Annotated in this window: 26 protein-coding genes; 10 read left to right on the top strand and 16 right to left on the bottom strand. The window is 72.3% G+C overall.

Going from position 1 to position 25,839, the window contains the following annotated elements; genetic code table 11:
* Positions 1–157: 157 nt before the first annotated feature.
* The 3 genes from RM704_RS03395 (at position 158) to RM704_RS03385 (ending at position 3,377) form a co-directional block, all read left to right on the top strand.
* A complete protein-coding gene (locus RM704_RS03395; protein WP_033525505.1) occupies positions 158–1,459 on the top strand; it encodes a magnesium transporter MgtE N-terminal domain-containing protein in 1,302 nt (433 codons plus the stop codon).
* 136 nt (positions 1,460–1,595) lie between these two features.
* Positions 1,596–2,201, top strand: coding sequence for a DUF1003 domain-containing protein (locus RM704_RS03390; RefSeq protein ID WP_033525506.1), 606 nt, complete (start codon positions 1,596–1,598; stop codon positions 2,199–2,201).
* A 42-nt stretch (positions 2,202–2,243) separates the two neighbouring features.
* Positions 2,244–3,377, top strand: a complete 1,134-nt coding sequence (locus RM704_RS03385; RefSeq protein WP_033525507.1) for an Mrp/NBP35 family ATP-binding protein — start codon at positions 2,244–2,246, stop codon at positions 3,375–3,377.
* 138 nt (positions 3,378–3,515) lie between these two features.
* Here RM704_RS03385 and RM704_RS03380 read toward each other — a convergent pair whose 3' ends face one another.
* The 5 genes from RM704_RS03380 to sigE form a co-directional block, all read right to left on the bottom strand.
* On the bottom strand, positions 3,516–4,187 hold the full coding sequence (locus RM704_RS03380) for a hypothetical protein (RefSeq protein WP_033525508.1): 672 nt from the start codon (positions 4,185–4,187) through the stop codon (positions 3,516–3,518).
* A 235-nt stretch (positions 4,188–4,422) separates the two neighbouring features.
* Positions 4,423–4,881 (bottom strand): sec-independent translocase, encoded by a 459-nt coding sequence (locus tag RM704_RS03375; RefSeq protein WP_033525509.1) that lies wholly within the window; start codon positions 4,879–4,881, stop codon positions 4,423–4,425.
* 234 nt (positions 4,882–5,115) lie between these two features.
* Entirely contained in the window at positions 5,116–7,506 is a 2,391-nt protein-coding gene (locus RM704_RS03370) for a trypsin-like peptidase domain-containing protein (RefSeq protein ID WP_033525510.1), read from the bottom strand.
* A gap of 142 nt (positions 7,507–7,648) precedes the next feature.
* Positions 7,649–8,854, bottom strand: coding sequence for an anti-sigma factor family protein (locus tag RM704_RS03365; RefSeq protein WP_033525511.1), 1,206 nt, complete (start codon positions 8,852–8,854; stop codon positions 7,649–7,651).
* A complete protein-coding gene (gene sigE, locus RM704_RS03360) occupies positions 8,851–9,567 on the bottom strand; it encodes an RNA polymerase sigma factor SigE (RefSeq protein WP_078936957.1) in 717 nt (238 codons plus the stop codon). Before sigE ends, RM704_RS03365 begins: the two co-directional genes overlap by 4 nt.
* A gap of 269 nt (positions 9,568–9,836) precedes the next feature.
* Between sigE and RM704_RS03355 the strand changes: the two genes are divergently transcribed.
* The gene (locus RM704_RS03355; RefSeq protein ID WP_078936958.1) at positions 9,837–10,538 is read left to right on the top strand and encodes an O-methyltransferase; all 702 of its coding nucleotides are present in this window, start codon (positions 9,837–9,839) and stop codon (positions 10,536–10,538) included.
* 114 nt (positions 10,539–10,652) lie between these two features.
* Here RM704_RS03355 and RM704_RS03350 read toward each other — a convergent pair whose 3' ends face one another.
* On the bottom strand, positions 10,653–10,820 hold the full coding sequence (locus RM704_RS03350) for a DUF3117 domain-containing protein (protein WP_003966491.1): 168 nt from the start codon (positions 10,818–10,820) through the stop codon (positions 10,653–10,655).
* 375 nt (positions 10,821–11,195) lie between these two features.
* On the opposite strand from RM704_RS03350, the gene chcB reads away from it, so the two are divergent.
* Positions 11,196–11,987, top strand: a complete 792-nt coding sequence (chcB, locus tag RM704_RS03345; RefSeq protein ID WP_033525514.1) for a 2-cyclohexenylcarbonyl CoA isomerase — start codon at positions 11,196–11,198, stop codon at positions 11,985–11,987.
* A gap of 55 nt (positions 11,988–12,042) precedes the next feature.
* Here chcB and RM704_RS03340 read toward each other — a convergent pair whose 3' ends face one another.
* Positions 12,043–12,630 carry a DNA-3-methyladenine glycosylase I gene (locus tag RM704_RS03340; protein ID WP_033525515.1) on the bottom strand — a complete coding sequence of 196 codons (588 nt, stop codon included), beginning with the start codon at positions 12,628–12,630 and terminating at the stop codon, positions 12,043–12,045.
* Positions 12,627–12,977, bottom strand: coding sequence for a DivIVA domain-containing protein (locus tag RM704_RS03335; RefSeq protein ID WP_033525516.1), 351 nt, complete (start codon positions 12,975–12,977; stop codon positions 12,627–12,629). Before RM704_RS03335 ends, RM704_RS03340 begins: the two co-directional genes overlap by 4 nt.
* 118 nt (positions 12,978–13,095) lie before the next feature.
* On the opposite strand from RM704_RS03335, the gene folP reads away from it, so the two are divergent.
* Entirely contained in the window at positions 13,096–13,956 is an 861-nt protein-coding gene (folP, locus tag RM704_RS03330; RefSeq protein ID WP_033525517.1) for a dihydropteroate synthase, read from the top strand.
* A gap of 145 nt (positions 13,957–14,101) precedes the next feature.
* Here the strand turns inward: folP and RM704_RS03325 are convergent, their stop codons facing one another.
* Together RM704_RS03325 and dapE are read right to left on the bottom strand one after the other, a co-directional pair.
* Positions 14,102–14,860 (bottom strand): LOG family protein, encoded by a 759-nt coding sequence (locus RM704_RS03325; protein WP_033525518.1) that lies wholly within the window; start codon positions 14,858–14,860, stop codon positions 14,102–14,104.
* Between the two features lie 104 nt (positions 14,861–14,964).
* Positions 14,965–16,044: a succinyl-diaminopimelate desuccinylase gene (gene dapE, locus RM704_RS03320; RefSeq protein ID WP_033525519.1), complete on the bottom strand. Its 1,080-nt coding sequence runs from the start codon at positions 16,042–16,044 to the stop codon at positions 14,965–14,967.
* Positions 16,045–16,174: 130 nt separating this feature from the next.
* On the opposite strand from dapE, the gene RM704_RS03315 reads away from it, so the two are divergent.
* Positions 16,175–17,182, top strand: a complete 1,008-nt coding sequence (locus RM704_RS03315; RefSeq protein WP_438828885.1) for a heavy metal transporter — start codon at positions 16,175–16,177, stop codon at positions 17,180–17,182.
* A 312-nt stretch (positions 17,183–17,494) separates the two neighbouring features.
* Entirely contained in the window at positions 17,495–17,908 is a 414-nt protein-coding gene (locus RM704_RS03310) for a hypothetical protein (RefSeq protein WP_033525521.1), read from the top strand.
* A gap of 58 nt (positions 17,909–17,966) precedes the next feature.
* On the opposite strand, the gene RM704_RS03305 is transcribed toward RM704_RS03310, so the two are convergent.
* Both RM704_RS03305 and fdxA read right to left on the bottom strand, forming a co-directional pair.
* Positions 17,967–19,067, bottom strand: coding sequence for a bifunctional succinyldiaminopimelate transaminase/glutamate-prephenate aminotransferase (locus tag RM704_RS03305; protein ID WP_033525522.1), 1,101 nt, complete (start codon positions 19,065–19,067; stop codon positions 17,967–17,969).
* 132 nt (positions 19,068–19,199) lie between these two features.
* Positions 19,200–19,517 carry a ferredoxin gene (gene fdxA, locus RM704_RS03300; RefSeq protein ID WP_005480604.1) on the bottom strand — a complete coding sequence of 106 codons (318 nt, stop codon included), beginning with the start codon at positions 19,515–19,517 and terminating at the stop codon, positions 19,200–19,202.
* A 140-nt stretch (positions 19,518–19,657) separates the two neighbouring features.
* Between fdxA and RM704_RS03295 the strand changes: the two genes are divergently transcribed.
* On the top strand, positions 19,658–20,734 hold the full coding sequence (locus RM704_RS03295) for a GNAT family N-acetyltransferase (protein WP_033525523.1): 1,077 nt from the start codon (positions 19,658–19,660) through the stop codon (positions 20,732–20,734).
* On the top strand, positions 20,731–21,603 hold the full coding sequence (locus RM704_RS03290; RefSeq protein ID WP_311589238.1) for a transglutaminase family protein: 873 nt from the start codon (positions 20,731–20,733) through the stop codon (positions 21,601–21,603). Before RM704_RS03295 ends, RM704_RS03290 begins: the two co-directional genes overlap by 4 nt.
* Positions 21,604–21,735: 132 nt before the next feature.
* Here RM704_RS03290 and RM704_RS03285 read toward each other — a convergent pair whose 3' ends face one another.
* From RM704_RS03285 to RM704_RS03270, 4 genes are all read right to left on the bottom strand, one after another.
* A complete protein-coding gene (locus RM704_RS03285) occupies positions 21,736–23,889 on the bottom strand; it encodes a hypothetical protein (RefSeq protein WP_192829578.1) in 2,154 nt (717 codons plus the stop codon).
* A gap of 160 nt (positions 23,890–24,049) precedes the next feature.
* Positions 24,050–24,481, bottom strand: coding sequence for a DUF6113 family protein (locus RM704_RS03280; RefSeq protein WP_033525525.1), 432 nt, complete (start codon positions 24,479–24,481; stop codon positions 24,050–24,052).
* A gap of 64 nt (positions 24,482–24,545) precedes the next feature.
* On the bottom strand, positions 24,546–25,496 hold the full coding sequence (gene mshB / locus RM704_RS03275) for an N-acetyl-1-D-myo-inositol-2-amino-2-deoxy-alpha-D-glucopyranoside deacetylase (protein WP_033525526.1): 951 nt from the start codon (positions 25,494–25,496) through the stop codon (positions 24,546–24,548).
* A gap of 127 nt (positions 25,497–25,623) precedes the next feature.
* On the bottom strand, positions 25,624–25,818 hold the full coding sequence (locus tag RM704_RS03270) for a hypothetical protein (protein WP_005480627.1): 195 nt from the start codon (positions 25,816–25,818) through the stop codon (positions 25,624–25,626).
* Positions 25,819–25,839: the final 21 nt, after the last annotated feature.

Raw genomic sequence — 25,839 nt, 5'->3', positions numbered from 1 at the left:
GGGGAGTCCAGGCGTACCGCAGAGTACCGGGGCTCCCGAACCACCAAGGAGCCAGTCCGTCCGCACCGCTCACCAGGGCATATCCGATCGGGACGGGCTAGCCTGAAGCCGTCCTCGGCGGACATTCCCCTCACGACGGGAAGGAAAGGGGCGGCTCATGGCGGCGGTGGCGGCCCGGATCTTCGTCTCCCACCTCTCCGGCGTCGCCGTCTTCGACCCGAGCGGCGATCAGGTGGGCCGCGTCCGGGATCTGGTGGCCATCCTGCGGGTGGGCCGCAAGCCCCCGCGCCTGCTCGGCCTGGTCGTCGAACTGTCCACCCGCCGCCGGATCTTCCTGCCCATGACCCGGGTCACCGGCATCGAGTCGGGCCAGGTCATCACCACCGGCGTCCTGAACGTGCGCCGCTTCGAGCAGCGCCCCACCGAGCGCCTCGTCATCGGAGAGCTGCTGGACCGGCGCGTGACCCTCGTCGAGACCGGCGAGGAGGTGACGGTCCTGGACATCTCGGTCCAGCAGCTGCCGGCCCGCCGGGACTGGGAGATCGACCGGGTGTTCGTCCGCAAGGGCAAGGGCGGGACGTTCCGACGGCACAAGGGCGAGACGGTCACCGTGGAGTGGTCGGCGGTCACCGGCTTCTCGTTGGAGGAGCACGGGCAGGGTGCCGAGAACCTCCTCGCGACCTTCGAGCAGCTCCGCCCCGCCGACCTGGCCAACGTGCTGCACCACCTCTCCCCCAAGCGCCGGGCCGAGGTCGCCGCCGCCCTCGACGACGACCGGCTCGCCGACGTCCTGGAGGAGCTCCCCGAGGACGACCAGATCGAGATCCTCGGCAAGCTCAAGGAGGAGCGGGCCGCCGACGTCCTGGAGGCCATGGACCCGGACGACGCCGCCGACCTCCTCGCCGAGCTCCCCGAGGAGGAACAAGAACGGCTGCTGACCCTGATGCAGCCGGACGACGCGGCGGACGTACGGCGGCTGATGGCGTACGAGGAGAAGACCGCCGGCGGTCTGATGACCACCGAGCCGATCGTGCTGCGCCCGGACGCGACCGTCGCCGACGCGCTCGCCAGGGTCCGCAACGCCGACCTGTCCCCCGCCCTCGCCGCCCAGGTGTATGTGTGCCGGCCGCCGGACGAGACCCCGACCGGCAAGTACCTCGGCACGGTGCACTTCCAGCGGCTGCTGCGGGACCCGCCGTACACCTTGGTCAGCGCGCTCGTCGACGACGACCTGCAGCCGCTGGACCCGGAGGCCGCGCTGCGCGCCGTCGCCGGGTTCTTCGCGACGTACGACATGGTCGCGGCGCCCGTGGTCGACGAGAGCGGCTCGTTGCTGGGCGCGGTGACCGTCGACGACGTACTGGACCACATGCTTCCCGAGGACTGGCGGGAGACGGAGTTCCATCTGTACGAGGACGACGGCGTCGCGGACGGGCAGGGGGCCGACGATGGCTCCTGACCGGGACGGGCGTGAGGCCCGGGAGGGGCGGGAGGGCCGGCCCGGAGGACGTGAGGGGCGGGACGGACGGCACCTGGGGCGTGAGGGGCGGGACGGGCGGCACCTGGGGCGTGAGCGGGCGCACTCCGGCGCGGGAGTGCGGGAGCGCACGTCGCCCTCCGGGGCTCCCCTGAGGGATCGCACCCCCTCCGGGGCCACGGCCCGCCCGCGTACGCGTCTCGACCTGCCGCTGCCGCGCCGGGCCAGGCTCCTGCCCGAATGGGACCCGGAGGCCTTCGGACGGCTGTCCGAGCGGATCGCGCGGTTCCTGGGCACCGGTCGGTTCATCGTCTGGATGACGGTCGTCATCATCCTGTGGGTGGTGTGGAACGTCTCCGCCCCGAGCGACCTGCGGTTCGACAACTACCCCTTCATCTTCCTCACCCTGATGCTCTCCCTCCAGGCCTCCTACGCGGCTCCGCTGATCCTGCTCGCGCAGAACCGCCAGGACGACCGCGACCGCGTCAACCTCGAACAGGACCGCAAGCAGAACGAACGGTCGATCGCCGACACCGAATACCTGACCAGGGAGATCGCCGCGTTGCGCATCGGCCTCGGCGAGGTCGCCACCCGCGACTGGCTGCGTTCGGAGCTCCAGGACCTGGTCAGGGACATGAACGAACACGACGGTGACGGGCCGCGCGGGACCCGGACCGTATTCCCGCCGGAACACCACCGCGGACGTGACATGGGCGACCGCTGACAGGGCTCCCGGCGGCCCCGCGCAGCGCCGTACCATCGTCCTATGGCTACGGAAGACGCGGTGCGCGAAGCACTGTCGACGGTGAACGACCCCGAGATCAACCGCCCCATCACCGAACTCGGGATGGTCAAGTCGGTGGAGATCGGCGCGGACGGAGCGGTCGCGGTCGCCGTGTACCTGACGGTCTCCGGCTGCCCCATGCGTGACACCATCACCCAGCGCGTGACCGAGGCGGTCGCGCGGGTCGAGGGCGTCACCCGCGTCGCCGTCGAACTCGACGTCATGAGCGACGAGCAGCGCAAGGAGCTGGCGAACGCGCTGCGCGGCGGCCAGGCCGAGCGCGAGATCCCCTTCGCCAAGCCCGGCTCCCTCACGCGCGTGTACGCCGTCGCGTCCGGCAAGGGCGGTGTCGGCAAGTCCTCGGTGACGGTGAACCTGGCGGCTGCCATGGCCGCCGACGGCCTCAAGGTCGGCGTCGTCGACGCCGACATCTACGGCCACTCCGTACCCCGCATGCTGGGCGCGGACGGCCGTCCCACCCAGGTCGAGAACATGATCATGCCGCCGTCGGCGCACGGCGTGAAGGTCATCTCGATCGGCATGTTCACACCGGGCAACGAACCGGTGGTCTGGCGCGGCCCGATGCTCCACCGCGCCCTCCAGCAGTTCCTCGCGGACGTCTACTGGGGCGACCTGGACGTCCTCCTCCTCGACCTCCCGCCGGGCACGGGCGACATCGCCATCTCGGTGGCCCAGCTGGTCCCGAACGCCGAGATCCTCGTCGTGACGACCCCGCAGCAGGCGGCGGCCGAGGTCGCCGAGCGCGCCGGCTCCATCGCCGTGCAGACCCACCAGAAGATCGTCGGCGTCGTCGAGAACATGTCGGGCCTGCCCTGCCCGCACTGCGACGAGATGGTCGACGTGTTCGGCACGGGCGGCGGCCAGTCCGTCGCCGACGGCCTCACCCGCACGACCGGCGCCACGGTCCCGGTCCTGGGCAGCATCCCCATCGACGTCCGCCTCCGCGAGGGCGGCGACGACGGGCGCCCGGTCGTCCTCACCGACCCCGACTCCCCCGCCGGCGCGGCCCTGCGCGCCATCGCGGGCAAGCTGGGCGGCCGTCAGAGGGGCCTGTCGGGCATGAGCCTGGGAATCACCCCGAGGAACAAGTTCTAGGCGCCTGGCGCCCCGCGAGGGGCGCGGGGAACCGCGCGATCAGCCGCGACGCACCCGCAGCCCTCGAACCACCTGAGCGGCCCGAGCCACCACGCCGTCGAAGGGCACCGCAGCACCACATGGCGGTGCCCTTCACCGTTACGCGTACGCCTCGACGTCCTTGATCACGGCGAAGCCCAGTCCGTACGCGCTCATCCCTCGCCCGTACGCCCCCACATGCACCCCTTGCGAGGTCGACCCCGCGAGCACCCACCCGAACTCGGACTCGCGGTAGTGGAAGGGCGTCGGCACGCCGTCCACCGGCAGGGACAGGGTGGTCCAGTCGGGTCCGGCGAGATCGTCGGCCAACACCCACGCGGCCTCGGTCTGCTGGTCCAGCCAGTCGTCCCGCCGGGAGTGGTCCAACTGGCCGGGCCAGGTGAACGACAGCAGCCCCACGCCCGCGAGCCACGCCGCCGAGGAAACCGACGTGGCCTCCAGGAGCCCCGTACCGTCGGCGCTCCTCCGGGACGGATTCGCCGCGACGGTCACCACGACCGCGAACCGCTCCTTGACCTCGTCGTCCGACCCGGCGGTGTACTCGTTTCGCACCGAGGGCTCGTCACCGTGGCCGATCGAACCGTGCTCGACGGCTCCTTCCGCCGACGTACCGACCTGCATCAGCCAGCGCTGTCCCGTGAAGGCCTCGTCGAGGCCGTACCACGGGAAGGGCGCCAGCAGGTAGCCGTCGACCGTGCGTCGGGCGGAGGACAGCTGTTGTCCACCCTCCGCGGCCGACGCCTGCGCGCCTACCCGACTCGTCGTCTCCATGTGCCCGGACGCCTCCTCGCTCTCGACGGACCGGAGCGGCCCGCCCCCCTCGGGTGCGTCGCTCGCTCTTCTTACGGTCCGCACAACAACTGGGCAGCATAGCCACAGCTCTCCGAGCAGCAGGGAAAGCGCCCGGCGCGTAGGACGGCGTACTGGCGGGTTCAGGCCGTACGAGGGTGCGCGAGGGTATGACTCGCATCACGTAAGGGAGCGCGGCAGCACACCGGCGTACGGCTCAGGTGGCGTCCATGTCGTACGGCGGACGCTCTTCGATCTCGCGCTTCTTCGTCATGTCGACGGAGCCGCCGATCGCACCCGAGGAGGAGCCACCGGAGGAGTCCGAGGAGGAGACGGACGAGGCGGAGGCGGACTCGCGGCCGTGGACCGCGTCCGTGAGCTCGGCCATCTCCTTCTTCAGGTCCAGGTTGTTGCGGATCTCCTTCAGCCCCAGTTCGTCGTTGTCCAGCTGCTTGCGGATGAACGTCTTGGGGTTGAGGTCCTCGAACTCGAAGTCCTTGAACTCCGGTCCGAGTTCGTTGCGGATGTCCGCCTTGGCGCTGTCCGAGAACTCGCGGATCTTGCGGATCGTCCGCGTGACGTCCTGGATCACCTTCGGGAGCTTGTCCGGACCGAAGACGAGCACGGCGAGGACGACGAGCGTCACCACCTCGAGTGCACCTATGTCATTGAACACCTGAAGCTCCTTGCGATGTCCTCGGTCCCGATCCGCGGGCCTCGGCAGGTCTTCCGTGGTCCGGGCCGGATCCACGGTACCCGGCCATCCCGTCGATCGGGTACCGTCGGGCGGCTTCCGACCCTGCCCGAACGACGGGTTTTCCCAGCTGTTTGCCTGGCAGGAGGGGTCCGGGGACCCCTCCTGTGAAGTTGCTGTCAGTGGGCGCCGACGTCATGGCCGCCGGGGACACGGTCAGTCGCCACCGGACGAGCCGAGGGTGAGGGAGACCGTCCGCTCCTTGCCGTCGCGCAGCAGGGTGAGCTCCAGGCGGTCGCCGGGCCGGTGCGCGCGGACCTTGACGATCAGTTCGTCGCCGGAGTGGACCCGCTGGCCGTCGACCTCGGTGATGACGTCGCCCGAGCGCATGCCCGCCCGGTCGGCGGGGCCGCCCGAGGTCACCCCGGAGCCGTTGCCGTCGCCCCGGTCACCGATGCGGGCGCCGTCGCCCGAGTAGTCCATGTCGAGGGTGACCCCGATCACCGGGTGGGTGGCCTTGCCGGTGTTGATCAGCTCCTCGGCGACGCGCTTGCCCTGGTTGATGGGGATCGCGAAGCCCAGTCCGATGGAACCGGCCTGCCCGCCGTCCGACTCGGAGCCGCTGCCGGCGGAGCGGATGGCGCTGTTGATGCCGATCACGCGGGCCTTGCCGTCGAGGAGCGGGCCACCGGAGTTGCCGGGGTTTATCGGCGCGTCGGTCTGCAGCGCGTCCACGTACGACACGTCGCTGACGTCACCGCTCTCGCCGCCGGCGGTGATGGGCCGCTCCTTGGCGCTGATGATGCCGGAGGTGACGGTGTTGGCGAGGTCGAAGGGGGCTCCGATGGCGACGACCGGGTCGCCGACCTGGACCTCCTCGGAGTTGCCGAGGGGCAGCGGCTTGAGTCCGCTGACGCCGGACACCTTGACCACGGCCAGGTCGTAGCCGGTGTCCCGGCCGACGATGCTGGCCTCGGCGGTCTCACCGCCGCTGAAGGTCACCGATATGTCGCCGCCGGTGCCCGCGGGATCGACGACGTGGTTGTTGGTGAGGATGTGGCCGCGTTCGTCGAGCACGAAACCCGTGCCGGTGCCCTGTGCGCTGTCCCCGCTCACGTGCAGGGTCACGACGCTGGGCAGCGCGCTGGCGGCGATCCCGGCGACGCTGTCGGGCGCCCGGCCCGTCACCCCCTCGCTGGTCTGCGGCAGCTCTATGGCCCCGACTCCGCCGTTCCGCTCCAGGTACACGCCCACGGCTCCACCGACGCCGCCGGCCACGACGGCGATCAGCAGGGCTCCCACCAGGAGCGTCCTGCCCCTGCGCCGACGCCGCCGCGCCACGTCGTCCACCGCGGCCCCGTTCTGCTGCAGCGGCCCCGATCCGGCCCACGGGTCGTAGTTCTGCCAGGGGCCCTGCGAGCCGTGCGTCGGCCGCCCGGGATCGGCGTGAGCCCCCGAGGGGTGCCGGCCTCCGGCTCCCTGCGAGGGCGGCACCGGCTGGGCTCCGCCCGCGTACGGGGGCGGCACCGACCGCGCCGAGTCCCCGAAGGGCGCAGGGCCCGGCTGGGACGGATAGGCGTACGAGGCCCCGGCGGGCTGAGAGGCGTCGGGGTGGAGCGTGGCGGTGGGCTGGGCCGTGTCCGGGAACGGAGCCGCTGCGGCGGCCACGGACACCTGCTCGTACGAAGGCGCTGCGGCCCGCGGTGCGGCCGCCGGTACGGCGGTGCCGTGGGCCGGGGTCACAGGAGTGGTCGGGTGGGCGTACTCGTGCGCGGCCGCTGCGGGCGCTCCGGCGTGCGTCGAGGAAGCCGCCGACGCCGCTCCACCGCCGCTCAGGACTTCCGTCGCGGTCGCGCCGTCGAGTGCCGACGCCCCCGGCACCGCGCGCACGTCGGGTGCCGCTGTCGTCGGCTGAACGTTCGTACCGGGGACCGGAGTCGTCGCCGGATGCTGGACCGGCGGAGCGGGCGCCCAGGGGCCCGGCTCGCCGTAGGGCGGGGTGCTGTAGGGATCGGGGTCATGCAGCGGCCTGCGGCGCTCAGAGGGCGCGTCAGGGGCGCTCAGGGCGCCTTCCTCGCCCGAGGGCCGCCCATCAGCGACTGAGGGGACCCCCACGACTGTGGTCGCGGGGGCGGCTGCGACGGTGGCATGGGCCGAGGTCGCGGCGGTGGCAGCGGCTGTCGCGCCGCCGGTACCGACCCCGTCGGGCCCGGTCGGCGAGCTCGTCGCGCCCTCCGGGTCGTGCCCCGCGTTCCTCACGGCCGGTCGTTCCAGTTCGAAGTCGCCGTCCGTGTCACCGGCCGCGTCGGCGGTCGGCATGAGGGCGGTCCCGGGCGGAACCCGGACAACCGGGCGGGCCAGTTCGAAGTCGGAGTCAGCCTCGATCCCGGCCTCGGTCTCGGACTCGCTCTCGGTCCGTGGGTCGGACTCGTCGAGGGCCGGTACCGTCACCGTCGCCGCCGGGCGCTCCAACTCGAAGTCGCCCTCGGGGTTTTCCGGCCCATCGGCCGCCGTCGCCCCGATGTGGTCCCCCGACGTCTCGGCCCCCGCGCCGTGCGCTCGGGGGCGGCTCCACCACTTCGCCTTCGTGGGCTTCCCCTCGTCCATGTTCTCCCCACACCTAGGGCCCGTCCCAAGGACCGGCCCGCCGCCCACCGTTCACCGAGCGCCGCGAGCCGGAACCGGCCCGAGCGGAGACGGCCCACTCTGGATTCAACCAGGTTCGCGGGCCGGCGCGCAGAACTCGGGGTCAGCGAAGGACGGGCGAGGTGGGTGTGGGGGACGAGGTGGTGTCGGGGGCCGTCAGCAGGCCCGGTCCCGTGAGCTCGGGGGTCGGGGACCAGTCGGTCAGCTGCAGGGGCGGCGCGTCGGTGAGCGGACGTATGAGCGGTGACATGACGGCGGCACCGGCCAACACGGGGGCGGTCAGCGGGTGTACGGACCGACGGTCCTGGCCTGCCGGAGCGGGGACCCCGGGCAGCAGGGGTGCGGAGATCTCCGTCGGGGCTACGGGCACATTGCCCAGGGACTGCTGCCCCTGTCCGAGCAGCGGCCCGACGGTTCCCCGGCGGCGCTGGGCCTCGGGGGGCGGAACCGTGCCCGAGGCCTGGGTCCGCAGCGGGGTGACGTTGCTGCCGGCACCGGAACCGCCCCGGGCGTCCGCCGTCTCGACGGGCATGCCGTTGGTCACGCCGCCGAGGGCGATCGCGGCCAGCGACACCGCGCCCGCCGCCACGAAGGCGAACCGCATGCCGCGCGAGGCGGAACGCTCGGCCTCCTGCCGGCTCACGTCATGGATCCGAAAGCCCCGGTTGCCCGTGGCCCCTCTGCCGTCCCTGTCGTCGGTGGTTCTCTCCTCCCGGTCCGGACGGTCGTCCGCACTGCCGGAGAGGTCGCGTCCGCCGCCCAGGAAGCCACGGTCGCCCAGCGCCCCCCGGTCACCGAGGAAGCCACGGCCGCTCAGGAAACCCCGGTCACCGAGGAACCCACGGCCGCTGGACGCTCCTCGGCCGCCGCCTAGCAGCCCGCGACCCTCCGACGGCGTCAGCGCGCCACCGTGCGGTCCCGACGGGACGTACCCCAAGGAGTCGCCGGAGCCGAAGACGGCGAAGTCGGCGAAGTCCGGGGAGTCGGAGGGGTCGCCGGGCAGGCCCGGCACCCCGGCCGCACCTCCGAGTCTTCCGCCGAAGCCACCGGACAGCGGCGAGCCGCCGTCGCCGCCCGCCGGGAGCATCTGAAGACGGGCCAGGAAGCTCTCGGAGGGAGGTGGCGGAGCGGCCTCCGCGAAGACGTTCTTCAGGCGGCGCTGCTCGTCCGCCTCCGACTTGCACTTCGCGCAGGTGGCGAGGTGTGCCAGGACGCGGTCACGCGCCTCATGACCGAGTTCTCCGTCGACCAGGGCGGAGAGACGGTCTCCCAGGTGCTGCTCAGCAGGTGTAGGACGGGATCCACTCACGCGGTCGCGCCCCCTCCTCCCAGCACGGCCACCCGCGGCACCACGAAGCCGCGGCGCTGCTCGGCCCGGGCCTCCGGGGAGCGGTGCGCGAGGGCCTTGCGGAGCTGGGAGCGGCCGCGGTGGATCCGGGAGCGGACCGTGCCGAGCTTGACGCCCAGGGTCGCGGCGATCTCCTCGTACGACAGTCCTTCGATGTCGCAGAGGACGACGGCGGCGCGGAACTCGGGTGCCAGGGTGTCGAGGGCCTGCTGGACGTCGGCGTCGAAGTGCGCGTCGTTGAAGATCTGCTGCGGGGTGGGCTCGCGGCTGGGCAGGCGCTCGGCCGCGTCGTCCCCGAGGGCGTCGAAGCGGATGCGCTGCTTGCGCCGGACCATGTCCAGGAAGAGGTTGGTGGTGATGCGGTGCAGCCAGCCCTCGAAGGTGCCGGGCGTGTAGGTCGACAGGGAGCGGAAGACGCGGACGAAGACCTCCTGGGTGAGGTCCTCGGCGTCGTGCTGGTTGCCGGTCAGACGGTAGGCGAGCCGGTAGACGCGGCCGCTGTGGGTGCTGACGATCTCCTCCCAGGTGGGCGGAGTCCACGCCTGTGCGTGCGCGTCCGTGCTGAAGGTCGCGGTCTGTGCTCCGCCCGAGGCGGAAGCGTCGGCGTGGCTGTGGTCAGCGGTGTCGTTCACGGATTTCGGCCTGCCTGCCGATCCGAGAAAGCGCCGCAGCACTCCTCCCCGATCCCCAGGCGCAGCCGCACCTCCCCTGTCGGCTCTGGTGGTGTCCAGTGGAGCCCCTACCATAGCCACCTCGCCCGTTAGCTCCGGATAAGCGGTTTTATAAGAAATTGATGCGCGCCGATGCGGCTCATCCGGCTGACGCGGCCCATGTGGCTTGGTCAGCAGCTGCGTCGATGCGCGCACCTGCTCCTCGGACCGATCCATACCGTGCCCCCCGTCGCGACCACGCCATTCACTCATCCCTTTAAACGACCGGTCCCATCAGCAGGTTCCCGACGGCAACGGATACAGTCACGCCCAGGCAACCACGGGGACATAAGGAGAGGGCCATTACCGGCAACCGGCTGACGAGCTGGGCGTTCGCCGACGCCTTTGTCGCCGAGGACGAGGCGCTGCGCTGGGCCCGGGAACGGGCCCGGGAGGCAGGGCTGCGCTCGGTGTCGCCCGGCACGGGCGCCGCGCTGCGGGTGCTCGCCGCCACCGTGGACGCCAAGGCGGTGGCGGAGATCGGGACCGGGACCGGCGTCTCCGGGATCCACCTGCTGCACGGTATGCGGCCCGACGGGGTGCTGACCACCGTGGATCCGGAGCCGGACCACCAGCAGTTCGCCCGGCAGGCGTTCCGCGCGGCCGGCTTCGCCAGCAACCGCGCGCGCTTCATCCCGGGCCACGCCCTGGACGTGCTCCCCCGGCTGGCGGACGCCGGGTACGACCTGGTCTTCTGCGACGGCGACCGGCTGGAGTGCCTGGACTACCTCGCTGAATCGTTGCGTCTGCTCAGGCCCGGTGGCCTCGTGGCGTTCGAGGGTGTCTTCGCCAGTGGCCGGACGGTGGACTCCAACCCCCAGCCCACGGAGGTCATACGCCTGCGGGAGCTGCTGCGCACGGTCCGGGAGAGCCCCGAGCTGGTGCCGTCCCTGCTCCCGGTGGGCGACGGCCTGCTGTGCGCGGTCAAGCGCTGAGCGGCCACCCAGGAACCCGACCCGCCCCCGATCACACCCCCTGGCACAACAGCGCCCCGGCACCACCGAGTGCGGCGGTGCCGGGGCAACTGAAAGGGTATGGTCCTACGCGCGTCAGCCGACGACCTTCTTGAGGGCGTCGCCGAGGGCGTCTGCCTCGTCCGGGGTCAGCTCGACGACGAGCCGACCGCCGCCTTCGAGCGGAACGCGCATGACGATGCCCCGCCCCTCCTTGGTCACCTCGAGCGGGCCATCGCCCGTCCGCGGCTTCATGGCCGCCATGCTCGTACCCCTTCCTGAAACCAGCTCATCGCCAAGCCGACGGCCCGGGAGGGCAGGCGCGGGCCCACCTGGGGACACGCGACACCGGCATCGAACACATTGCTTCCAGGCCATTATCCCGCATCTCATGACCCGATGACCAACATCGGTCGGCATCGCTTGGGCAACGCGCGCGAGCAAAACCACCCAATTCGGCGGTGTGACTGCGATACTGCGCCACCGCCCGGTCCCAGCCGGGTGCTCCCCCATTGGTGATTCTTTGACGCAGGTCACACGTCCGGGCCCGGCCGTCGGCGGTGAACTCCGCCATGCTGTGCTGTGACGAGGGCGTACTGACCAGTACGTCGCCTGCCGCGACACCGGAGGGGAACCGCCATGGCCGACACCGTGCTCTACGAGGTGCACGACGGACTCGCGACGATCACGCTGAACCGCCCCGAGGCGATGAACGCGCTGGACATCGCGACGAAGGTCGCGCTGCGGAAGGCCGTGGAGGAGGCCGCCGGGGACGACGCGGTGCGGGCGGTACTGCTGACGGCCGCCGGGGAGCGGGCGTTCTGTGTGGGCCAGGACCTCAAGGAGCACATCGGGCTGCTGATCGAAGGCTCGGGACAGGTCATGAGCACGGTCAAGGAGCACTACAACCCCGTGGTGAAGGCACTCACCGAGATGGCGAAGCCCGTGGTGGCCGGGGTCAACGGCGTCGCGGCCGGCGCCGGTCTGGGGTTCGCCCTCGCGGCGGACTACCGGGTGGTCGCCGACACGGCCTCCTTCAACACGTCCTTCGCCGGGGTGGCGCTCACGGCGGACTCCGGGGTCTCGTGGACGCTGCCGCGGGTGATCGGCCCCGGCCGTGCCGCCGATCTGTTGCTGTTCCCGCGCAGCATCAAGGCGCAGGAGGCGTACGAGCTGGGGATCGCCAACCGGGTGGTGCCGGCGGGCTCGCTGCACACCGCCGCCGAGGAGGTGGCGCGGATGCTGGCCGAGGGGCCGACCGTGGCGTACGCGGCGATCAAGGAGGCGGTGGCGTACGGGTTCACGCACTCGCTGGCCGAGACGCTGGAGAAAGAGGACGAACTCCAGACCCGTGCGGGGGCCTCGGAGGACCACCAGATCGCCGTGCGGGCGTTCGTGAACAAGGAGACGCCGAAATACCTGGGGCGGTGACCGTTCGTGGGGAGCCGCGCATCGGGGACAGTGATCGCGCGGTTCCCCGCGCCTCCTAGGGGGCGCTCCTGGCGACGCATGTCTCCAGGTGGTCGTCGACCAGGCCGCACGCCTGCATCAGGGCGTACGCCGTCGTCGGGCCCACGAAGCGGATGCCGCGTTTCTTCAGGGCCTTGGACAGGGCCGTGGACTCGGGTGTGACCGCCGGGACGTCCGCGAGGGTTCTCGGGGCCGGGCGGGTCGTCGGGTCCGGGGCGTGGGACCAGATGAGTTCGTCCAGCTCGCCGGAGGTCCAGGTGGACAGCTCGCGGGCGTTGGCGACGGTCGCCTCGATCTTGGCGCGGTTGCGGATGATGCCGGGGTCGGCGAGCAGGCGTTCCTGGTCGGCCTCGGTGAACAGGGCGACCGAGGCGATCTTGAAGTCGGCGAAGGCGGAGCGGAAGCCCTCGCGGCGCCGCAGGATGGTGATCCAGGAGAGGCCGGACTGGAAGGCCTCCAGGCAGAGCCGTTCGTACAGGGCGTCGTCGCCGTGGACCGGGCGGCCCCACTCCTCGTCGTGGTACGCGACGTAGTCGTCGGTGGACAGGGCCCAGGGGCAGCGCAGCGCGCCGTCGGGGCCGGGCAGGGCGGTGCCGTCACTCACCGGTGGTCGCCCTCCTCCGGCTTGTGCAGCGAGGTCGCGGTCGCCGCGCGGGCCCCCGCGAGCGCGGACTCCAGGTCGGCGATCCGGGCGTCCCGCTCGGAGATCTCGGCGCTGAGGCGGCCGAGGGCGTCGTCCACGTCCACCATGCGGTAGCCGCGGAGGGCGACCGGGAAACGGAGCGCCTCGACGTCCGCGCGGTTGACCGGGCGGTGCGCCGGAAGCGGGTCCTGGAGCCGCTCGCCCTCGGCCTCCGGCAGCACCGCGTTGTCGCCGCCGCCGACCACCGCGAGCGTCACCGCGGCGACCACGACGGCGAGCGCCACGACCAGGAACAAGAACATGAACATCGCTGGGTCCCCTCGAGTGTGTTCGCTCCGATCGTGCCATGCGAGTCTGACAGTTAAGGTCGCAGGCGGTCGGGCAAGGCCGGCGATCGACGGGACGTACTGGGAGAGGTCACAGCGGATGCTCAGGCTGGGCAAGCGGGAATTCGGCCCGCACGAGCCGGTGATCATGGCGATCGTGAACCGGACGCCGGACTCCTTCTACGACCAGGGGGCCACCTTCCGTGACGAGCCGGCGCTCGCGCGCGTGGAGCAGGCGGTCGCCGACGGCGCGGCCATCATCGACATCGGCGGGGTGAAGGCCGGCCCCGGGGAGGAAGTGACCGCGGCGGAGGAGGCGCGACGGACCGTGGGGTTCGTGGCGGAGGTGCGGCGGCGGTTTCCCGATGTGATCATCAGCGTCGACACCTGGCGGCACGAGGTCGGTGAGGCCGTGTGCGAGGCGGGGGCGGATCTGCTCAACGACGCGTGGGGTGGGGTCGATCCCCGGCTCGCGGAGGTCGCGGCACGGTATCGGGTGGGGCTGGTGTGTACGCACGCGGGTGGGACCCAGCCGCGTACCCGGCCGCATCGGGTCGAGTACGACGACGTGATGGCGGACGTGCTGCGGGTGACCGTAGGGTTGGCGGAGCGGGCGGTGGCGTTGGGGGTGCCCCGGGAGTCCGTGATGATCGATCCGGGGCATGACTTCGGGAAGAACACGCGGCACAGCCTGGAGGCGACGCGACGGTTGGGGGAGATGGTCGCGACGGGGTGGCCGGTGCTGGTGTCCCTGTCCAACAAGGACTTCGTGGGGGAGACGCTGGACAAGCCGGTGAAGGAGCGGGTGGTGGGGACGTTGGCGACCACGGCTGTCTCGGCCTGGCTGGGGGCTCAGGTGTACCGGGTGCATGAGGTGGCGGAGACCCGGCAGGTGGTGGAGATGGTGGGGGCGATCGCGGGGTGGCACGGGCCTGCCGTTGCCCGGCGGGGGCTTGCCTAGTTCCTTTCGCCCCCGCCGCTCCTGCCTGTCCCGTCCTCAAGGGGCTGCGCCCCTTTGGCCCCCGTCTCACTGATTCCGGCTGCCGGTCCGGTGGGGGTTCTCGCGCGGTTCCCCGCGCCCTAAGGGCGCGGGGGGCGTCCGGGAGTCATCTGCCCGCCTCCTTCGAGACCAGGGCCACCGCCTCGTCGATGTCGTCCGTGACGTGGAAGAGGGTCAGGTCCTTCTCCGCCGCCTTGCCCTCGGCGATGAGGGTGTTGGTCAGCCAGTCGACCAGGCCGCCCCAGTAGGACTCGCCGAAGAGGACGATCGGGAAGCGTGTGACCTTCTGGGTCTGGACGAGGGTGAGGGCCTCGAAGAGTTCGTCGAGAGTGCCGAGGCCGCCGGGCAGCACCACGAAGCCCTGGGCGTACTTGACGAACATCATCTTCCGGACGAAGAAGTAGCGGAAGTTGAGGCCGATGTCGACGTACTGGTTGAGGCCCTGTTCGAAGGGGAGCTCGATGCCGAGGCCGACGGAGGTGCCGCCCGCTTCCAGGGCACCCTTGTTGGCCGCCTCCATCGCGCCCGGGCCGCCGCCGGTGATGACGGCGAAGCCGGCCTCCACCAGGCCGCGGCCGAGCCGGACGCCCGCCTCGTACTCCGGTGAGTCGACGGGAGTGCGCGCGGAGCCGAAGACACTGATCGCGGGCGGGAGTTCGGCGAGGGTGCCGAAACCCTCGATGAACTCGGACTGGATGCGCAGGACCCGCCAGGGATCCGTGTGGACCCAGTCCGAGGGACCGCCCGCGTCCAGCAGCCGCTGATCCGTCGTGCTCGCCTGAACCTGGCCGCGTCTGCGCAGCACCGGTCCGAGCCGCTGCTCCTCGGGTGGCTGCTTCTTGCCCTCGGGGTTGCCGGTCGCCATGTCCGCTCCCTCCGCCGTGCTGGTGGTTCACCTCAGCGTAGATCCATACGGGTTACGGAAGGGGGACGTCAGCGTGTCCGGCGCCATCCGTCGCGCCGGACACTTCACCCCGTCAGCCAGGACCTCAGGCGTTCCTCGCCCTTCAGGATCTTCGCCGTCTCCACCCGTTCGTCGCGTCGGTGCGCCAAGTGGGGGTTACCGGGGCCGTAGTTGACGGCCGGGACGCCGAGCGCGCTGAAGCGGGAGACGTCCGTCCAGCCGTACTTGGGATGTGCCGTGCCGCCGACCGCCTCGATGAACGCCGCGGCCGCCGGGTGGGAGAGGCCGGGCAACGCGCCGGGGCTGTGGTCGTCGACGACGAACTCCTCGACCCCGCAGTCGGCGAAGACCTCGCGGACGTGGGCGATGGCCTCCTCCTCGCTGCGGTCGGGCGCGTAGCGGAAGTTGACCGACACGACGCACGCGTCGGGGATGACGTTGCCCGCCACGCCGCCCGAGATGCCGACGGCGTTCAGCCCCTCGCGGTACTCCAGGCCGTCGATCACCGGGTGGCGCGGCTCGTAGGCGGCCAGCTTGGCCAGGATCGGGGCTGCCGCGTGGATGGCGTTGGAGCCCATCCAGCCGCGGGCGGAGTGGGCGCGCTCGCCCTTGGTCGTCAGCAGGACCCGCAGGGTGCCCTGGCAGCCGCCCTCCACCTCGCCGTCGGTGGGCTCCAGGAGGACCGCGAAGTCGCCCGCGAGCCACTCGGGGTGCTCCTCGGAGACGTGCTTCAGGCCGTTCAGGTCCGCGGCGACCTCTTCGTTGTCGTAGAAGACGAAGGTCAGGTCGCGGTTGGGGGCCGGGACCGTGGCCGCGATGCGCAGCTGGACCGCGACGCCGGACTTCATGTCGCAGGTGCCGCAGCCCCACAGGACGCCGTCCTCGTCGAGGCGGGAGGGGACGTTGTCCGCGATGGGCACGGTGTCGATGTGGCCGGCCAGGATCACGCGCTCCGCGCGGCCGAGGTTCGTACGGGCGACGATGTTGTTGCCGTACCGGTCGACCGTGAGGTGCGGCAGGGCGCGCAGGGCGGTCTCGATCGCGTCCGCGAGGGGCTTCTCGGTGCCGCTCTCGGAGGGGAAGTCGACGAGCTGCGCGGTCAGCGTCGCGGCGTCCAGCGTGAGGTCAATCGGGGTCTCGGCCATGTCCCCGACCCTAACGCGCTGCCGGGGCCGGGCCGCCCGGCGAGTGGATCCGGTCACTTCCGCACCCCCGTTCACATCACTGTTCACAACTCCTGCACGAGGACCATTACTCTCCAGTACCTTGGACCGCGTGTCCGAGCCGTATCCCTTCTCCCCAGGTCCCCGCCCCCGCCGCCGCGGCCGTCGTGTGCTGCAGTTCATGGCGGCCTTCGTCGTGCTCGCCGCAATCGGGGCGTATGTCACCGTGCAGTATCTGACCGGTGGAAACGGCACCCCTCGGTGTGTGGTCGTGTCCGCGACGGGCGACGGGGCGTCGTACGAGTTCACGCCCGAGCAGGCGGCCAACGCGGCGACGATCTCGGCGGTCGGCACCTCGCGCGAGCTGCCCGAGCGGGCCGTGACGATCGCGCTGGCGACCGCGCTGCAGGAGTCGAGCCTGCGCAACATCGCGCACGGCGACCGGGACTCGCTCGGCCTCTTCCAGCAGCGGCCGTCGCAGGGCTGGGGCACCGAGCAGCAGATCCAGGACCCGGTGTACGCGGCGGGTGAGTTCTACGAGCACCTCGTCAAGGTCGACGGCTACGAGCAGTTGCCGCTGACGGTGGCCGCCCAGCGCGTGCAGCGCAGTGGCTACCCGGAGGCATACGCCAAGCACGAGCCCGACGCCACGCTGCTCGCCGCCGCGCTGACCGGGCGGTCGGCGGCCACGCTGACGTGCGAGGGGCGCCGGGACACGACCGGCACCGGCACCGCCTACGCGGGCGGGCCGGACGCCGTGCGCAGCGCGCTCGCCCGGGACTTCGGGGACGACGCGTTCGAGTCGGCCGCGGCGGTGGTGAGCTCCGAGGACGGCGCCTCCGCCGAGGCGAGTGCGGCACCGAGTCCGAGCGTCTCCCCCGCCGCCGGGACCGTGACCATCCCCCTCGGGGACGCCGAGGAGGCGGACCGGGCCCGGCGCGGCTGGGAGCTGGCGCACTGGGCCGTGGCCAACTCCTCCCGGCTCGGCGTCGAGCGCGTCTCCTACGCGGGCCGGGAGTGGGTCGCCGAAGGACGGGCCGGCGCCTGGCGCAAGGCCCGGGGCGCGGCGGGCGGTGCGGCGGGCACCACCACCGAGGTCCGAATCGTCACTGGACAGTAGGTCGCACGGCTCACCCGTGCGGGGTAGGCGCGGCGCGTCGGGTGGACGGGGTGCGCGGGTTTTCCCCTGCTCACCCCCGGTGTGCGGAATCCGTTGGGAACACAGGGCCGTAAGGATTCAGCAGACTGTCGGAGCGGGTGGCGTTTGTCCGACTGGATCCGCATTTGATAATGCGACGCATTGCAAACTCTTTACGTCGGGGCGCCGCAACCTTCGGGGACTTCGAGCGGTAGTCACTGCGTCCGAGCCCGGAACGATCAACTCCCGGGCGCGGTCGGACACTTCAACGTTCTCTTCCGTCAAAGGAGCACCATGTCCCTCCCCCTGACCCGCCGGATCGCCCGTGCCGCGCTGCTGACCGCAGCGGGAGCGGCCTCCGTGGTCGGTGCGGCCGGCTCCGCGAGTGCGGCGCCCGAGCTCCCGGCCACCCCGAACCTCGGCGGCCTGTCCGCCGTGGACGGGGCGAACGCCGGCAGCACCGTGGACGGCGCGACGCAGAACGTCACCGGGGTCGCGAGCGACGCCGGCACCAAGGCGTCCAAGCAGACCCTGCCGACCGTGAGCAAGACCGGCGGGAAGGCCGTCAAGACGACGACGCCCGTCGCGCAGAAGGCCGCCGGGGAGGCTGCCGGATCCGCCGGCACCGTCCTGGGTGACACGACCAAGACGGCGACGAAGGGCGGGCTGCCGACGGGGCAGCTGCCGGCGAAGAGCCCGCTCGGCTGACCTGCCCGTACGTCGAAGGGGCCCGGGGAACTCCCCGGGCCCCTTCACGTCGTGTGCGCTACGCCCGGGAGAGGCGTTCCACCGCTGTCGCCACGCGCTCGTCCGTCGCCGTGAACGCCACCCGGATGTGGTGGTCGCCCGCTGAGCCGTAGAAGTCGCCGGGGGCCACGAGGATGCCGAGGTCGGCGAGGTGGGCGACGGTGGTCCAGCAGGACTCGCCCCGGGTGGCCCAGAGGTAGAGGCTGGCCTCGCTGTGTTCGATGCGGAAGCCGTGGGCGACGAGGGCGTCGCGGAGGGCCGTGCGGCGGGCCGCGTAGCGGGCGCGCTGCTCCTGGACGTGGGCGTCGTCCCCGAGGGCGGCGACCACGGCGGCCTGGGTGGGGGCCGCGGTCATCATGCCGCCGTGCTTGCGGATCTGCAGGAGCGGGCCGAGGACGTCCGGGTCGCCGGCGAGGAAGGCCGCGCGGTACCCGGCCAGGTTGGAGCGCTTGGAGAGGGAGTGGACGGCGACGATGCCCTCGTACGAGCCGCCGTTGACGTCCGGGTGGAGGACGGAGACGGGGTCGGCCTCCCAGCCCAGCTCCAGGTAGCACTCGTCGGAGAAGATCAGGACGCCGTGCGAGCGGGCCCACGCCACGATCCGGGTCAGCTCGGCCTTGGACAGCACCCGGCCCGTGGGGTTGGACGGCGAGTTCAGCCAGAGGAGCTTCAGACCGGCCGGGTCCAGGGCCGTGGGGTCGTCGTAGACCTCGTGGTCCGCGCGGGCGAGCCGGGCGCCCACCTCGTACGTCGGGTAGGCCAGGCGCGGGTACGCCACCCGGTCGCCGGGGCCGAGGCCCAGCTGGGTGGGGAGCCAGGCCACCAGTTCCTTGGAGCCGACGATCGGCAGGACGTGGTGGTGGGTGACGTCGCGAGCGCCGAGACGGCGCTCCAGCCAGCCCGTGATCGCGTCGCGCAGTCCGACGGTGCCCCAGACGGTGGGATAGCCGGGCGAGTCCGCCGCGGCGACCAGCGCTTTCTGGATCAGGTCGGGCACCGGGTCGACGGGGGTGCCGACGGAGAGGTCGACGATGCCACCGGGGTACGCGGCGGCCGTCGCCTTGTACGGCTCCAGCTTGTCCCAGGGAAAGGTGGGGAGGCGGTCGCTGACTGCGGACACGGGATCTGGCTCACTTTCTCGCTGGCGAACGCCTCGGTCCCGTACGGCGATCATGGTGATCGGGCCGTACGGGACCGGGGCGGCGCGGATGCGGGCCGCCGGGGCGTCACCCCGGGGCCTGCGGCGTCGCTCTCAGGCCTGCGGCGGGAGTGCGGCGACGAAGGGGTGGTCGCGCTCGATCAGACCGAGCTTGCTGGCACCACCGGGCGAGCCGAGCTCGTCGAAGAACTCGACGTTCGCCTTGTAGTAGTCCTTCCACTCCTCCGGGGTGTCGTCCTCGTAGAAGATCGCCTCGACCGGGCACACCGGCTCGCAGGCACCGCAGTCGACGCATTCATCCGGGTGGATGTAGAGGGATCGCTGCCCCTCGTAGATGCAGTCGACCGGGCACTCCTCGATGCACGCCTTGTCCTTGACGTCGACACAAGGCTGCGCGATGACGTAGGTCACGCTGTCGTTCCTCCTCGATAGGGCGCTGGCGGGCCTCCTCAGGCTCCGCCGCCTGGCGCGCGGGAGCGCGGCGTCGTCGATGCCCGCACCTAGTATCTCCGTTCCTGGGCATGATCCGAACAGGAGGGGTGGACAGACCTGTGGAAATCTCTGCCGGTGGACGGCTCGAGATCCGTGTCTCTGCTGCTGACGTGGGCAAACGCGTGTCCGTGCGGTGCGTCGCCGACGCTGCCGCCGGCGGTGGGAAATTCACCGACACGGTTGGTGTTCTCACATCATGGGACGGCGGCGTCCTGTTGATCACCCGCCGGAACGGGGAGCGGGTACGGATCGAGGAGTCGTCCCTGGTCGCGGGGAAGGTCGTACCCGCCGCCCCGGCCCGTCGGCGTGGGCCCGCCGCCTCGTACCGGGAGCTGGCGCGGGTCTCGGCGAGAGCCTGGCAGCCGGTCGAACGGGAGCTGCTCGGTGAGTGGGAGCTCCGGGCCGCCTCCGGCTTCACCCGGCGCGCCAACTCGGTGCTGCCCTTGGGTGACCCGGGGATGCCCCTCGACGACGCGCTCACGGCCGTACGCGGCTGGTACGCGGCCCGGCGGCTGCCCGCCTTCCTGCAGCTGGCCACGGGCGCCGAGGGCACGCAGGAGCTGCTGTGCGCGGAGGTGGCGGACCGCGGCTGGGTGTGTGAGGTGACCGCCGAGCTGTGGATCGGCGCGCTCGCGCCGGTCGCGGACCGGGAGGGGGCCGGGGTCGAGCTGTCGCGCACGGCGGACGAGGCGTGGCTCGGCCGCTACCAGCGCAAGGGGCTCGGCGAGGTCGCGCTGAAGGTGCTCGGGAGCGGGCCGTCGGTGTGGTTCGCGACCGTGCCGGGGGCCGAGGGCGCGGGTCCGGCCGCCATCGGGCGGTGCGTCGTGGACGGGCGGTGGGCCGGTTTCGCGGCCGTCGAGGTCGATCCCGCCCAGCGGCGGCGGGGGCTCGCGACGACCGTGGTGGCCGCGCTGGCCCGGCGGGCGTGGGACGAAGGGGCCTCGGCCGGATGGCTCCAGGTGGAGACGGACAACGCGGGGGCGCGGGCGCTGTACGGGAGGCTGGGGTTCGCGGCGCATCACGCGTACCACCACTACCGGGAGCCCGGGAACGCCCCCGACCGCGCCGACCGCGATGACCGCGATGACGCCGGTTCTGGCCCCGGTCCCGGTTCCGCGCCGGATGGTTCGTCGTGAGCGGGCATCACCCCGCCGTGCCGCCGCCCTTTCCCCCCGAGCCGGAGCGGGCGGGCGAGGTGCGGCGGCGGTTCGCGCAGGAGGCGCGGGCCGAGCGGCCCGACCTGGCCCTGCTGTGTCTGCTGGTGGGGGCCGCGGGCGACGGGACACTGGACGACGCGGGCGTCGACGCCGCCGAGATCGAGCTCGACCGGCTGGCCGGGCTGATGCCGTACCGGCCGGGGGCGCCGCGCGCGTGGGCGGTCGCGGCGGCCGAGCTGCTCGGCGAGCGGTGCGGGTTCCGCGGGTCCGCCGGGGACTACCAGCGGCTGGAGTCGTCGCTGCTGCACCAGGTGCTCGTACGGCGGCGGGGGTTGCCGATCCTGTTGTCCGTGGTGTGGATGGAGGTGGCCCGGCGGGCGGGTGCGCCCGTGTACGGGGTCGCGCTGCCGGGGCACTTCGTGGTGGGCTTCGGGCCGCGTGAGGACCAGGTCCTCGCCGATCCGTTCGACGGGGGGCGGGTGCTGAGCGGGAACGACGCGGAACTGCTGGTGGCCGGGGCGACGGGCGCCCCGCTGGACCCCGCGATGCTGAGTCCCGCCGATCCGCTCGACGTGGTGGTGCGGGTCCTCAACAACGTGCGGGCCTGGGCGGCGGCGCGGCCCGAGCGGACGGATGTGGCGTTGTGGGCGCTGGAGTTGTCGTTGGCGATGCCTTCGCATCCGGGGCGGTTGCGGTACGAGTGGGCGCGGTTGCTGGTGCAGCGTGGGGAGTTCGTGCGGGGGGCCGCCGCGCTGGAGGAGTACGCGGAGGTGGTGGCCGGGGTGGATGCCGGGGCCGCCGAGAAGATGCGCAGACAGGCGGAGGCGGCTCGGGCCCGGCTGAACTGAGGGCGCGGGTTCGGGCCTCGTCCCGGGATGCCGGAAGTCGACCCGCGACAGCGGCGAGGGGGCACCCGGGATGTACCGGGTGCCCCCTCGTCGTGCCGGCGTGATCCGCTCACCGGCGCCCGCCGGGTGCCGCTAGCTGGGGTCCGTCTCGATGACCGCCGTGCGCTCGGTGGCGCTCTTCAGGGCGAGGCGGAGGGCGCCGTAGACGTCCTCGACGGTGACGGGGGTCTTCTCGCCGTTGCCCCGGGTGATGAGGACGCCGTCGAAGGTGCCGCCGTAGAGCTCCTTGAGGGCCTTCTCGTCGTAGGAGTCGACGAGCTTGCCGTCGACGGCCTTGACGGTGAGGAACTTCCAGAGGGAGTTCTCCGGGCTCAGCTGAATGCTGTGCGCGGCGTCGGTCTGGACGGTCACGGTGCCCGACATGGCCGGCTCCGCGAACTCCTTCATGAACCGGTCGACCTCGGCCTTGTCGACCGACGGCTCCTTGGTCGTGGTCGGGAGCCGCACCGTCGCGGACTGGCCGGTCTCGACCTGGGTGCGGTAGGCCTCCTCGACGGCGTCGGTGGACTCGTCGACCGCGATGCCCTTGCCCGCCTTGCCGTACACGGGGACGGCCTTGCCTGCCTCGTACTTGACGGTGCCGTCGCTCGCCGAGCCGGAGCTGCCCGCGGCGCGCCGCAGGGCGGCGTGGAGCTTCTCCTCGTCGACGGGCATGACGGGCTCGACGACGCGCTCCTGGCCGAAGAGCGCGCCGATCACCGAGACCGGGTTGTAGTCGCTGACGGCGGCGGCGCTGACCGTGGCCTGCTTGTCGAACTGGAGTCCGGCCTGGTCGGGCTTGAGGGAGACGGTCTCGCCGTCGACCGTGAGCTTCAGCGCCTCGTTCGTGCTCTTGCCGAAGGCCACGTCGAGCTTGTTGACGGCCTCGTCGCGGGTGCCGCCGCCGATGTCGACGCCGAGGACGGTGGTGCCCTTGGGGACGTCCGAGTGGTTCATCAGCAGACCGGCGCCGTAGACACCGCCGCCGAGGACGATCACACCGCCGACGAGCAGGCCGAGCTTGCTGCGGCCCTTCTTCTTGGCCGGCTTGGCGGACTTGGTGTTCTTCGCCGGGGCGGACTTCTGCTGCGGGCCGGGGTCCGGCAGCTTGGGCGGGGTGTGCTGCACGGCGCCGTCGGGGCCGCCCGCGCCGAACGGTGCGCCCTGGGTGCCGGGGGGCACGACCGGGATGCCGCTGGTCAGGGTGTGGCCGGAGGGGTTGTCGACGACCGGGCCGGAGCCGCCGTAGCCCGGGGTGCCGGGTTCGGGGGCGGGCCGCTGCGGGGTGAGGACCGCGGTGTCGTCGCTGATGCCGCCGCCGGGGCGGGCGTAGGCGCCGGAGGCACCGGGCGCGGAGAAGTCGGCGTCGGGGCCACCGAAGGGGTTGCCCTGGTAGCCGGGGCCACCGGGCCCGCCCTGGGCGGGCGGCGGGCCGAGCGGACTGTCGCCGGTGACGGGGCCGCCGGTGGGGCCGGCCGGGCCGGAGCGGCCGTCCGGGCCGCCGAGGTGGCCGCCGTCGCCCGAGAAGTACGGCAGGTCGTCGCGCTCGGGCTTGGTGCCGGCGAGCGCGGCCGAGACGTCGAAGGAGCCGGTGCCGCCGCCGTGGCCGGGAGCGACCGGCTGGCCGCCCGTGGCGCCGGGCAGCCCGCCGTTCGCGCCGCCGGGCCTGGAACCCGTGCTCGCGCCGGGGCGCGGTCCGCCGGCCATCGGGCCGGGTCCGCCCGCACCGCCGCGGGCACCCGTGCCGGGACCGCCGGGCGCACCGGTGCCGGGACCGCCGATCGAGCCGGTGGAGAACCCCGCGCCGTTGCTGCCGCCGGTGCTCGTGCCCTTGGCAGGGGTGGCGCCCTTGCGGGGCGCGAACCAGTCGCTGGTGGGCTTGTTGTCGTCGGCGGGCGCGGCGGACTCGGGCGCGGGCGCCGGGGTGTCCGTGAACACGGGCATGGCCGTGGTGCCGGTGGTCTCCGACTCGGACCCGGTGTCGTCCGCGGCGCCGTCGCCGTCGCCGACCGGCTTGCGGACGACGACCGGCGGGATGGGTCGCGAGCCCGGGATGTTGATCCGGACCCGCGTCGTCAGTGTGGTCTCGGTCTTGGGTCCGTCCGGCCGCTCGCCGGCGGCCGCCCGGGCCGCGTCGGCACCGGCCTGGGTGGCCATGGGCGTGCCGTACGGCGGTGTCCCCGACGGGTACGCGGTGCTGCCGCGCCCATTGGCCCCGGAGGACGAAGTGTCAGTTTCACGACTCAAGGCAGGTTCTCCCGGTTTGCTCCGCCGCCCGTCACGACCTCAACTCAGCGGGCAGCTCGGCGGCGCGCACCACCATACTGGCCACTTCCGGCGCGTATCCCACGACCGCGTGGGAAACCCACACGGGACCCGCACCCCCGCGCTGCGGCGAAGTGGTACGTCACTTCCCAAGTCGGGCGTCGGGCCCGGTCGGTTGCCACCCCCGTCCAAGGGTGGCGCACATCACAGCCACGGCCATGCCGCCGAGCAGGAAAAGGTACGAGCCCGCTCCCGCGCCGAAGAGGAAGTCCCCCTCCGGCCGGGTGGACGTCAGCAGGACGACGGAGATCATCCAGCCGGCGGCCGGCGCAACGGCCCCGGCCCGGCCGCCCGTCGCCCGGGCACCGCCCAGGAACAGCCCGGCCGCGCCGAGCAGCGCGAGCAGCAACCCCCCGGGGAACCAGGCGGCTTGGAGCAGTCCGCCGGCCAAGCCGACCACGGCTCCCAGCACGAAGAGCCCCAGGTGGGCGGCGGCCCGCCCCAGCGGGGGGAACGTCAACGGCTGGGCGAGCGCGCTGCCTTGCCCGCCCGTCGGCCGGTCCTTCGCGGTCATCGCCGGCCCTCCTCTCGGCGGCCGTGCGCGCGCACCACTCGTGTGTCATACCCATGCGTACGCATCACAGGGCCGTTCCGTTCTGGTGTTCGTCGAAAGTCTGCCGTTCGTCCAAGGAATTGTCGGGAATCCCCTCGAACAAGTCGCTCTCCCGGCGTCCGCCTTCGCGTCTGCCGCGCACCAACTCGTAGTACTCGGTCGTCAGGAGCGGCTGGGCCAGCCGGTTGGAGAGGACGAAGTACGGCTCGGCGACCTCGATCTGGGTGGCGTGCGCGCGCATCGCGGCGGCCTTCGCTGCCGCGAAGTCGGTGCCGTCGATCTCGGTGGTGACGATGTGGTCGTCCACCACTCCGGGCACATCGGTCACGCTCGCGGCCCGCTCGAACGGCAGCCGTCCGGGCTCGGCGAGATCGCGGCGGAGCCGGCCGAAGCCCTCCAGGAGCACCCCGCGCGGCACCCGGTTCCAGTAGACCTTGGCGATCTCCCAGGGCTCGCCCAGATCGGGGCGGTAGTCCGGGTCGGGGCTCAGGTCGGCGGCGCGCATGGCGACGCGGTGGGCCTGGATGTGGTCGGGATGGCCGTAGCCGCCGTTCGGGTCGTAGGTGACGAGGACCTGGGGGCGTACCTCGCGGATCACCTCGACCAGGTGGGCGGCGGCCTCGTCGACGTCGGCGGACCAGAAGGCGCCGGGCCGCTCGTTCTGTTCGACACCCATCATCCCGGAGTCGCGGTAGCGGCCGGGGCCGCCGAGGAAGCGGTGGTCGGTGACGCCGAGCTGCTTCATGGCCGCGGCCAGTTCGTCCACCCGGTGCGGGCCCAGTGCGTCGTCGCGGTCGGGCGCGAGGTGGGCGAGGCCGGGCGGGATGACCTCGCCCTCCTCGCCGAGGGTGCAGGTCACCAGCGTCACCCGCGCTCCCTCGGCCGCGTACCTGGCCATGGTCGCGCCGTTGTTGATCGACTCGTCGTCCGGGTGCGCGTGCACCAGGAGCAGTCGGCGGGTGAGCAGATCCGTCATGGGGCCACCCTACGAGGCCCCTGCTCCGCGCCCATGGCGGGCGCGGTCTTTCACAGGAACGGTCGGCCGCGGGGGTCGCGGGCCCGGTGGGACGGGCCCTGGGAGAGGCCCCCGGCGGCCGGAGGTGTCAGAACTTGATACTGCCGATCATGCCCGCGATGTTGGTGGTCAGCTCGCTGATCGTCGGCGCGATGGTCGAGGAGGCGAGATAGAACCCGAGCAGGATGCAGATGATCGCGTGTGGTGCCTTCAGCCCTGACTTCTTGATCAGGATGAAGACGATGATCGCCAGCAGCACCACCGCCGAAATCGAGAGTGCCACGGCGGCTCACCTCCAAAAGTT

This window comes from Streptomyces gottesmaniae, assembly GCF_031845845.1.
Classification (GTDB): Bacteria; Actinomycetota; Actinomycetes; order Streptomycetales; family Streptomycetaceae; genus Streptomyces; species Streptomyces akebiae.
This window is presented reverse-complemented; position numbering and strand designations above follow the sequence as displayed.

Coding starts and splice junctions, on each gene's coding strand:
- RM704_RS03395 (WP_033525505.1), top strand. CDS start 158: ATGGCGGCGGTGGCGGCCCGGATCTTCGTCTCCCACCTCTCCGGCGTC.
- RM704_RS03385 (WP_033525507.1), top strand. CDS start 2,244: ATGGCTACGGAAGACGCGGTGCGCGAAGCACTGTCGACGGTGAACGAC.
- RM704_RS03380 (WP_033525508.1), bottom strand. CDS start 4,187: ATGGAGACGACGAGTCGGGTAGGCGCGCAGGCGTCGGCCGCGGAGGGT.
- RM704_RS03370 (WP_033525510.1), bottom strand. CDS start 7,506: ATGGACGAGGGGAAGCCCACGAAGGCGAAGTGGTGGAGCCGCCCCCGA.
- RM704_RS03350 (WP_003966491.1), bottom strand. CDS start 10,820: ATGGCGGCCATGAAGCCGCGGACGGGCGATGGCCCGCTCGAGGTGACC.
- chcB (WP_033525514.1), top strand. CDS start 11,196: ATGGCCGACACCGTGCTCTACGAGGTGCACGACGGACTCGCGACGATC.
- RM704_RS03335 (WP_033525516.1), bottom strand. CDS start 12,977: ATGTTCATGTTCTTGTTCCTGGTCGTGGCGCTCGCCGTCGTGGTCGCC.
- folP (WP_033525517.1), top strand. CDS start 13,096: ATGCTCAGGCTGGGCAAGCGGGAATTCGGCCCGCACGAGCCGGTGATC.
- RM704_RS03325 (WP_033525518.1), bottom strand. CDS start 14,860: ATGGCGACCGGCAACCCCGAGGGCAAGAAGCAGCCACCCGAGGAGCAG.
- dapE (WP_033525519.1), bottom strand. CDS start 16,044: ATGGCCGAGACCCCGATTGACCTCACGCTGGACGCCGCGACGCTGACC.
- RM704_RS03310 (WP_033525521.1), top strand. CDS start 17,495: ATGTCCCTCCCCCTGACCCGCCGGATCGCCCGTGCCGCGCTGCTGACC.
- RM704_RS03280 (WP_033525525.1), bottom strand. CDS start 24,481: ATGACCGCGAAGGACCGGCCGACGGGCGGGCAAGGCAGCGCGCTCGCC.
- mshB (WP_033525526.1), bottom strand. CDS start 25,496: ATGACGGATCTGCTCACCCGCCGACTGCTCCTGGTGCACGCGCACCCG.